We start from the raw sequence: 9,452 nt of genomic DNA, 5'->3' as shown, positions 1-9,452 counted from the left end.
TATATAGAAATCGTCGTAAACGATTAAACCTGCGGTTTAATTTACTTGCTGGCATATACAATTTAGATTGGGTGAAAGATAAACAATTAAATTGATTGAAAAATGATTTATGAAGGAAGTCTATTATATAAGTAATAACAGTGAATTAGATAAAAAAATGGTATTAAGCTGCATCTTAAAGTTTTGATTAGAACTATGAAAAACTCATTTTCTAGATTAAATTGTTACAAAACAAGGGAGAACACAGCGTTTTCCCTTTTTTATTCCTAATGATCTTGGAAATAATGATTTGTACGACTGACCGTGCAGACAGGGAATCTAATCGATGCATGATGATAGCTTAGCCACACATAATTCAACTGCAAAACTGGGTGCAGGGCTATCTAATCGGCATATTACAATGATCAGTATCGGTGGTGTAATTGGTGCTGGACTGTTTGTTGGATCATCTGCTGCGATTGCAAAAGCTGGGCCTGCCGCTGTTCTTGCTTATATTATTACCAGTATATTGGTTTTTTTAGTCATGCGAATGTTGGGGGAGATGGCAGTAGCTCAACCTGACACAGGCTCATTTTCAACCTATGCGAGAAAAGCCATAGGGCCATGGGCTGGCTTTACTATCGGATGGTTATATTGGTGGTTTTGGGTTTTAGTTATTCCTATTGAAGCAATTGCCGGTGCAGAAATTTTGCATGCATGGTTTCCATCAATATCCAGTGCTGTATTTGCAACATTCTTCATTGTGCTTCTCAGTTTAGCCAACTTTTTTAGTACTCGAAGTTTTGGTGAGTTTGAATTTTGGTTTTCTCTGATAAAAGTCTTGGCTATTGTGATTTTTATCGCCATTGGACTCACCGCAATATTTGGATTTTGGCCCTTAGCACCTGACGTGAGTGGTGTAGAAAATCTGTTCAAAAATGATGGATTTATGCCAAATGGCCTGGGTGGTGTACTTTCAGCAATATTGATTTCAGCATTTTCATTCTTTGGTGTAGAAATACTATCGATCGCTGCAGCAGAATCAAAAGATCCTGAACAAAAAATTAAACGTGCAACCAATTTAGTATTGTATCGGGTCATCTTATTTTTTGTGGTTTCAATTTTTATAACGGTTGCACTGGTAGATTGGCGTTCACCGCAATTACAACAATTAGGCACCTTCCAATATGTCTTGGTCAGTTTAAATGTCCCTCAATCAAAATTGATTATTGATAGTGTGGTATTTATTGCAGTTGCAAGTTGTATGAATGCCGCACTTTATAGTTCATCAAGGATGCTATTTTCATTGGGGACACGTAAAGAAGCGCCTCAATGGGTCACATCTATTAATGCCTCTGGTGTACCTGCTATTGCTGTATTTGCATCGTCTGTAGTGGGCTTAATTTGCTGTGCAGTCAATTATTTATTTCCAGGCCAAGTATTTGGATTTTTACTGTCTACAACAGGTTCAATTGCCTTATTGGTTTATTTAGTGATTGCATTTTCACAGCTGAGATTGAGAACACAAATAGAAAAAAATGGAACTGAGGTTGCGTTTAAAATGTGGCTATTTCCATGGCTCACATGGGCAGTCATTTTGGTGATCTTAAGTGTGCTGATCTATATGTTTTTATCTCCAGCCTACAGTTATGAAACTTCATTATCTTTAGGGGTTACGACATTGGTGGTTCTCTGCGGCTTAGTTGTGACAAGAAAAGCTAAGTTGAAGAATGATTCCGAACTGAATTAAAAATAAAGGTTTCGCCGATAAAAATCGTAATCATGAACCAATGGATTGTCTTTAGCATGTGCCGTGTCAGGGGATTAAAGCGAATGCCTTACGTTATATCTCTATGGCAATCCATTTTTAAGACAAATTCAAAGATTCACTTGACCTTCGACCGACTCCAAGCTTTATAATCGTTAAAATTTTCTTGATTGATGCAATATGCGTTCTGCGACATGGATAACAGTCTTAGTTGGATTGTTCATGTTCCAAAGCCTTTGGAACGTGGCAGCCGCTTTCTGTGTGCATGAAGAGCAAACTCAAGTTGTTCAAAGCTATCATTTTGGTCATCATCAAAATATCTTATGCGTTAGCAATGAAACCTATCCACAGCATTCGTTGCATCAAGCATCTGATGAATCTAGTAGCAAACCAGTCAAAAATATCGCTAACGATCTACAACTCGGTGAAGATCATCAAGACCATTTGCCGTCTATGACGCATTTGATTGTGCAAAATCAACAATCGATTCTTTTTATTGCACATCAGAGCTTTGAATATTCGCCAAAATTTGTTTGGAAGAATCTTTATCAAGCCCCTGATTTATTACTGCAAACACCTCCTCCTGTTTATGCCCCGCTAATGGCGGGGTAGCCTAAAAAATTCCCGCCACTTTTTTTAATAAATGAGTGGGAAAAATCATGTCTTTATATTTTACGGCGTTTATACGTCTAGGCTTAGCTGTCGGTATTTCGACGGCCTTACAAAGTACGTTTGCGGAAAATGTCAGTAGTTTTGAATCTGCATTTGCCAAAGTACAAAACTACCAAGCCCAAACTGATATTTGGCAACAACAACAGCAAATCTCTGATTTTAATCTGCGTCAAAGCAAGCTCTGGCAAAACCCAAGTCTATCGATTGAACAAAATGGTTTTGGTAAAAATCAAGATCAAGAGCTCAGTATCGCAATCAGCCAGCCACTGGATGTATTCGGTCAGCGTAAAATCAATCAAGCACTCGCGAGTACCTCAGCACAGCAAATACAGTTGCAACAGCAAATTTGGAATGCGCAAAGTCAGCTGATTGTGAAGTATGCATGGTCACAGCTAGCCATCGCTCAAAATGAGCAATCGATTTACGCTACACAGCTCAAACTCAGTAAATCTAATTTGGACAGTGCACAAAAACGTTATCAAGCTGGCAGTATCGCTTTGGTAGATGTGGAGCGCGCTCAAATTGAAGCTTTGGAAATACAGCGTTTATACCAACAGGCAGTTTTAAAACAGCAAACTGTGGCGCGTCAGCTTTCTAATTTATGGGGTGAAACCACGTCGAAAATCGGACTGAATAACAGCTTTACGCCTTGGCCTGAACAGAGCCAAAGTTTAGTTGAACGTAATTTATCGGAAGGTTGGTTACAAAAATTGTATGCCTTGAATATTCAGCAGGCAAATCAGCAAATTAAACATTTAAAAGTACAGGCACGTCCAAACCCAAGCCTAAATATGGGCATGTCACGTACCAAGTCTCCAACAGATGCCAATGATACGGCCTTGGTACTTGGTGTGGATATTCCGCTGAATATTTTTAACCGCCAGCAATATGCCATCCCAATGGCGCAAAAACAGCAAATTTTATTAAATCATCAGCAACAGCGAGAGTTAAAACAGCAAGTTTTGGACATTGCCAACAGCATTCACCAGCTAAAGGGTCTGCGTACTCAGTTTGATGCCACAGGCAGTCAGATTGGTTTGGCTGAAAAGGTTCAAAACCGAACTTTGCAAGGTTTTCAGGCAGGGAAATTTGCCATTACAGACGTACAGCAAACCACAAAACAACTCCAAGACCTTCGACTTAGCCAAATGCAAATTTTGGCGCAGGCTTGGCAAAGCGCACTCAGTGCTGAAGCTTTAAGTATTGGCACCAGTTATGAAGAAATCAGCCGTTCAGATGCTTATAGCCAACTCAATAAAAAAGCCATTGAGGCATCCCAAAATCTCATCAACAGCGCATCAGCACAATAAGGCAGTTAATCACATGAAAATTAAACAAGATGGAAAAATTTCACAGCTTTTGATGATTGCAGTTTTGATTGGCTTAACGCTGATGCTGTGTACTGCTATTTGGTTAAGTACAAACAAATCCGATGCAGATAAAACTGAGAGTGAGGGAGAGCATAACGAGGCTAATGATAGTGATGCTGAAGCAGAACACGCAGAAGAAGGTGAACTTCAGCTTAGTGCTCAGCAAATGATAGAACAAGGAATTAAAATTGCGACTGCGGAAAATGGTCTGGTCGAAAATATTATTCAATTGCCGGGTAAATTGGCCGTCAATACAGATCAGCAGGCACATATTTCCCCAAATTTTAGCGGACATGTCGAGCAAGTCAGTGTGGCACTCGGTCAAACCGTACAAAAAGGGCAAACTCTAGCTGTGCTTTCTGTGCCTGAATTAATTGATCAGCAAGCTAATTTGCGTATGGCAGAAGCCAATTTAGATTTGTCTCGCCAAGATTATCAGCGTGAGCAAAAGCTATGGTCTCAAGGGATTTCTGCCAAACAGGACTTTCAGCGTGCTGAAAATGCCTATCGTCAGGCTCAAATTAGCGTACAGTCGACACAATCGCGCTTGCAAGCTTTGGGCGCGAATAGCGGTCAAAACGGACGATTTATCATTCGTGCGCCTATTGCAGGTGTAATCAGTCAAAAAGATATTGTTGTAGGTGAAAATGTGCAATTGGCAGATCAATTGTTCACCATTGAACAGCTAAAAGATTTGTGGCTAGAATTTAACTTAACTCATCAATATTCCGCACAATTACAAACGGGTCAAAACGTCTCTTTCAAAATCAATGGCTCAGATCAGCTCTATAGCGCAGAGGTACAAAGCCTGACGTCAAAGGCAGATGTGCAAACGGGACGCTTGGTGGTACGTGCCAAATTAAAACAACAATCTGCTGAGCTTCGCCCGAATGTGATGGTCAACGTGCTATTGGCTGATTCAGGTACTAAAAAAGCATTACGGGTGCAAAAGTCCGCCGTACAAAGCATAGAGAGTAAAGACAGTATTTTTATTGTTGAATCTGAGCTAAAAGGCCAAGTGCATTTAAAAGCACAAGCGCTAAAACTTGGACAAGCATCCAGTGATGGGCAATGGCTAGAAGTGATTTCGGGTCTTGAGGCAGGGCAAAAGTATATTTCCCAAGGCAGTTTTTTACTGAAATCTGAACTGGAAAAAGATGAGGCTGGCCATGAACACTAATTCAGAGAACACGAACATTAATTTGCCAAAGCCAGCAGGTCTATTCGAACGCATTATTCAGTTTTCAATTCAAAATGCAATTTGGGTGATGCTGTTTGTCTGCACATGGATTGCCGTCGGGATTTACAGTTATCAAAAACTGCCGATTGATGCAGTACCTGATATTACCAACACCCAAGTGCAAATTAATACGCAGGCCAATGGCTTTACAGCGTTAGAAGTTGAACAGCGGATTACTTATCCGATTGAAAATGCGATGGCAGGTATTCCAGATTTGGAGTTGACCCGTTCTATTTCCCGTTATGGCCTGTCACAAGTCACGATTGTCTTTAAAGACGGTACGGATATTTACTGGGCACGTCAGCAAATTAATCAGCGGGTACAGGAAGTTCAGTCGTCATTGCCAGCTCAGGTTTCTCCGACGATGTCGCCCGTTTCGACAGGTTTGGGCGAGATTTATCAATGGGTGCTGAAAGCAGAACCCAATGCAAAAAAAGCAGATGGTACGGCATATAGCGCGATGGATTTGCGTGAAATTCAGGACTGGATTGTGCGTCCGCAATTACAGCGTGTACAAGGTGTTGCCGAGGTCAACAGTATTGGTGGTTTTAATAAAACCTACGTGGTTTCACCTGATTTAAACCGCATGCAACAGCTGAACCTGTCATTAGAACAATTACAGCAAGCGCTTACAGAAAATAATGAAAACCGTGGTGCAGGATTTATTGAGGAAAATGGTCAGCAGTTAACAGTTCGAGTGCCGGGAACCTTAAACACCATTTCAGATATTGAAAACACCATGATTGACAGCCCAAATGGCAGTCCAATTCGGGTGGGTGATATTGCGCAAGTCTCCATTGGGCATGATTTGCGCACAGGTGGTGCAACCTATAACGGAGAAGAAACGGTTTTAGGTATTGCCATGATGGCTATGGGACAAAATAGCCGAACTGTCTCGAAAGCTGTAGATTCCAAAATTAAAGACATTCAAGCCAGCTTACCCAAAGGGGTAAAAATTGAAACAGTGTATGACCGTACCACATTGGTGGAGAAAGCGATTAAAACCGTTCAAAAGAACTTGGTTGAAGGCGCAATTCTAGTCATCATCATTTTATTTATCTTTTTAGGCAATATCCGTGCAGCACTCATTACGGCCTGTGTTATTCCGCTGTCAATGCTGTTTACCTTAACCGGCATGGCACAAAAGAATATCAGCGCGAATTTGATGAGCTTAGGTGCGCTGGATTTCGGGATTATTGTTGATGGTGCTGTGGTCATTGTTGAAAACTGTATCCGCCGCTTGGCGCATGCACAGCAAACATTAAAGCGTCCATTAACGCAAAATGAACGTTTTAAAGAAGTCTTTTTGGCTGCACGTCAGGCGCGCCGTCCGCTGATATTCGGTCAGTTAATTATTTTAGTGGTGTATTTGCCAATTTTTGCTTTAAGTGGTGTAGAAGCAAAAATGTTCCATCCGATGGCATTAACTGTGGTATTGGCACTTGTGGCGGCGATCATTCTGTCTATTACATTTGTACCTGCTGCTGTAGCGCTTTGGGTGAAAGGTGAAATTAAAGAAACAGAAAGCCGTTGGATGAATTGGCTGAAAAAGCAGTATCTTCAAATTTTAAATAAAGCCTTTCATTACAAGGCTGTAGTGATGACTTTTGCACTGTGTTTACTGCTCATTACTGGGCTTTTAAGCACCAAAATTGGCAGTGAGTTTGCACCACAGCTGAGTGAGGGTGATTTTGCAGTTCAGTTGATGCGCTCACCAAGCACAGGCCTAGAAGAATCATTAAAAATGCAGGAGAACGCTGAGAAATTGCTGCTGAAAAAATTTCCAGAGATTCAGGCTGTATTTGCTCGTACAGGTACAGCAGAAGTGGCAACCGATGTAATGCCTCCGAACATTTCCGATGGTTATATTATGCTCAAACCACGTAATGAATGGCCGAACCCTAAAGAAAGTGTGGATGAACTGCGTGGCCGTATGGTGGCTTATGTGGCTACGATTCCTGGCAATAACAGTGAGTTTTCCCAACCTATTGAACTGCGCTTTAATGAGCTGATCTCAGGTGTGCGTAGTGATGTGGGCGTTAAAATATTTGGCGATGATATGCAAGTGCTTAACACAGAAGCCACTAAAATTGCCAAAATTATGCAGCAAGTTGCGGGGAGTAGCGCCGTAAAAGTTGAACAAACCTCAGGTTTGCCTTTATTAAATATTGAAATAGATAAGGCTTTGGCTGCGCAATATGGTTTAAGCGTTAAATCTATACAGGATACTGTGGCAGCCAGTGTCGGTGGACAAAGTGTAGGGGAGATTTTAGAAGGCGATCGCCGTTTTGACTTTGTTATTCGTTTAAATGATCAAGACCGTAATGTAAGCACGATTTCACAACTACCGTTAAAGTTGCCAAATGGTGGCAGTATTGTACTCTCAAATGTTGCCACAGTGTCTAATGTAGATGGGATCAATCAAGTCAGCCGTGAAAATGGTAAACGCCGTATTGTAGTGACTGCCAATGTTGAAGGCCGTGATTTAGGTTCTTTTGTGGCGGATATGCAGACTCAGCTGAAACAATATGCATTACCAAGCGGTTATTGGATTGAATATGGCGGTCAATTTGAAAACCTTGCATCTGCCAAAGCAAGAATGCAAATTGTCATTCCTTTAGCACTACTGACCATCTTTATTTTATTAATGGCAGTATTTCATAATGTGAAAGAAAGTCTGCTGGTCTTTACTGGCGTACCCTTTGCCTTAACGGGCGGTGTATTGTTTCTTTGGTTAAGAGATATTCCGCTTTCGATGTCTGCAGGGATTGGATTTATTGCACTCTCAGGTGTTGCTGTGCTGAATGGCCTGGTCATGCTGACCTTCATTAAAGAACTGGGGGACAAGTATCCATTGCATGAAGCCGTATGGCAGGGCGCTGTACTTCGATTACGCCCAGTACTCATGACTGCCTGTGTTGCCTCTTTAGGTTTTGTACCAATGGCTTTGGCAACAGGTACAGGTGCGGAAGTGCAACGGCCTTTAGCCACGGTTGTGATCGGCGGTATTCTTTCTTCCACCTTGCTGACCTTGGTGCTATTGCCAGTGCTTTACCGCTGGCTTAATACAGCTCGATCTCAATAATCTAGACTAAGCAATTTTGATTAAAACGATATTGCATTAACCCATACGGTTCATTCATTAGACAGAATGGATCGTATGGACTTACGATTTATCAATATTTAAACACAGCTAAAATCAGCAAATCAGCATAAGCCGATACTCACCTGCATTTTCAACAGGTGCGCGGTGCACACAAGGCAAAACTGGCTGTGTAGGATGATCAACCGCCAAACGCCATAGATGACCATTGCCAAGATTTACAGGCACAGCATTGTCTTTGAGCTGATAATGTAAATCAAAAAAATATTCCGCTAAAAAGTCATCAAATTCTGAGACAGGACCATCGTATAAAGCTTTGAGTTGCTCTCGTATTTCAGGAATTAAGATTTTTTGTGTGACGTGATCATTTGGTACAATATCACTGGAAGCACCATAATATGTACATAAAAAGGTATCTGTAGCGATGGGTGATCGATCGACATGAAAAGAATATACATCGGTTGAGATGAAATCGAATTCATCATCGCGTTCATAACATTTGAGTAAATTCAGCGAGGGTGATGCACCAAATGCTGTTAATTGTTGCATGTCATTTAAAATGATTTCTCTAGCTAAATGACCTTGCGCTGAAAGCTTTAATTCCTTCAGATCATCTATGGAAATTTCGGTTATATTTTCAATCAGTTCGAGTTTTTCGACTATTTCTTTAAAGTCGCCTTGTAAGCTGCGTTGCCAACAGAGCGCATTCATTTGACCTTCAAAATGACGATGAATCAATTCAGAAAATGTAGTGACTACACCAATTTGATGATGCTGGGAAAAAGGATTGCTCATAATAGGGATCGAATTAAATCTGAGGCGAAAATACTGCGTGCAAGGAATAGCTAGAAGGATTCAGCAGTTTCATTTTATCTTAAAACACAAACTGCTATACAAGATTATTTGAGCATAGGCATTCATCGTTACGCTTTCTGTTTGGCTTTTTGGCGTAAGACATACAAATATAAGCTTTCTACTTTTTCACGTGCCCAAGGTGTAGTACGTAAGAATCGTAGTGATGATTTAACGCTTGGATCTATGCAAAAACATCTAATTTCAATTTTGCGACTTAAGCCTTCAAAACCACCGTAGTAATCCAATAATTCATCCAAGATGTCAGCAAGTTTTTTGCCGTGTAAAGGGTCATTGGAGGTGCTCATATTAGATCAATCATATTTTGGGAGACCATTATTATAGGGCCTGTTGACATTTGTTGATTAAAAAAATAGCGAGATAGTAAAATTAAATCGCCAAACCCAATTTTACACTCGCTATGCCTCGAACAATGCTAAATGATCAACACTGGTCCAAGTTACTTGC

The 9,452-nt window shown here is 40.8% G+C and carries 7 protein-coding genes; 5 read left to right on the top strand and 2 right to left on the bottom strand.

The genetic code is table 11. The features are described 5' to 3' along the window. Positions 1–325 precede the first annotated feature (325 nt). The 5 genes from FTT85_RS17460 (at position 326) to FTT85_RS17440 (ending at position 8,114) form a co-directional block, all read left to right on the top strand. On the top strand, positions 326–1,729 hold the full coding sequence (locus FTT85_RS17460; RefSeq protein WP_180008163.1) for an amino acid permease: 1,404 nt from the start codon (positions 326–328) through the stop codon (positions 1,727–1,729). 198 nt (positions 1,730–1,927) lie between these two features. Beyond that, the gene (locus FTT85_RS17455; RefSeq protein ID WP_218948484.1) at positions 1,928–2,359 is read left to right on the top strand and encodes a cation efflux protein, CzcI-like; all 432 of its coding nucleotides are present in this window, start codon (positions 1,928–1,930) and stop codon (positions 2,357–2,359) included. Between the two features lie 47 nt (positions 2,360–2,406). Further along, positions 2,407–3,729 (top strand): TolC family protein, encoded by a 1,323-nt coding sequence (locus FTT85_RS17450; protein ID WP_180184064.1) that lies wholly within the window; start codon positions 2,407–2,409, stop codon positions 3,727–3,729. A gap of 13 nt (positions 3,730–3,742) precedes the next feature. Beyond that, complete coding sequence (locus tag FTT85_RS17445) at positions 3,743–4,969, top strand: efflux RND transporter periplasmic adaptor subunit (RefSeq protein WP_180160267.1); 1,227 nt, start codon at positions 3,743–3,745, stop codon at positions 4,967–4,969. Further along, entirely contained in the window at positions 4,959–8,114 is a 3,156-nt protein-coding gene (locus FTT85_RS17440; RefSeq protein WP_168377464.1) for an efflux RND transporter permease subunit, read from the top strand. Before FTT85_RS17445 ends, FTT85_RS17440 begins: the two co-directional genes overlap by 11 nt. 114 nt (positions 8,115–8,228) lie before the next feature. Here FTT85_RS17440 and FTT85_RS17435 read toward each other — a convergent pair whose 3' ends face one another. Further along, complete coding sequence (locus FTT85_RS17435) at positions 8,229–8,927, bottom strand: DUF1826 domain-containing protein (protein ID WP_180184063.1); 699 nt, start codon at positions 8,925–8,927, stop codon at positions 8,229–8,231. A 128-nt stretch (positions 8,928–9,055) separates the two neighbouring features. Further along, positions 9,056–9,292, bottom strand: a complete 237-nt coding sequence (locus FTT85_RS17430; RefSeq protein ID WP_078193741.1) for a VF530 family DNA-binding protein — start codon at positions 9,290–9,292, stop codon at positions 9,056–9,058. Positions 9,293–9,452: the final 160 nt, after the last annotated feature.

The organism is Acinetobacter sp. YH01020, assembly GCF_013420275.1.
Classification (GTDB): Bacteria; Pseudomonadota; Gammaproteobacteria; order Pseudomonadales; family Moraxellaceae; genus Acinetobacter; species Acinetobacter amyesii.
Note: the sequence above shows the minus strand (reverse complement) of the source record. Positions and strands in the feature narration are given on the sequence as shown.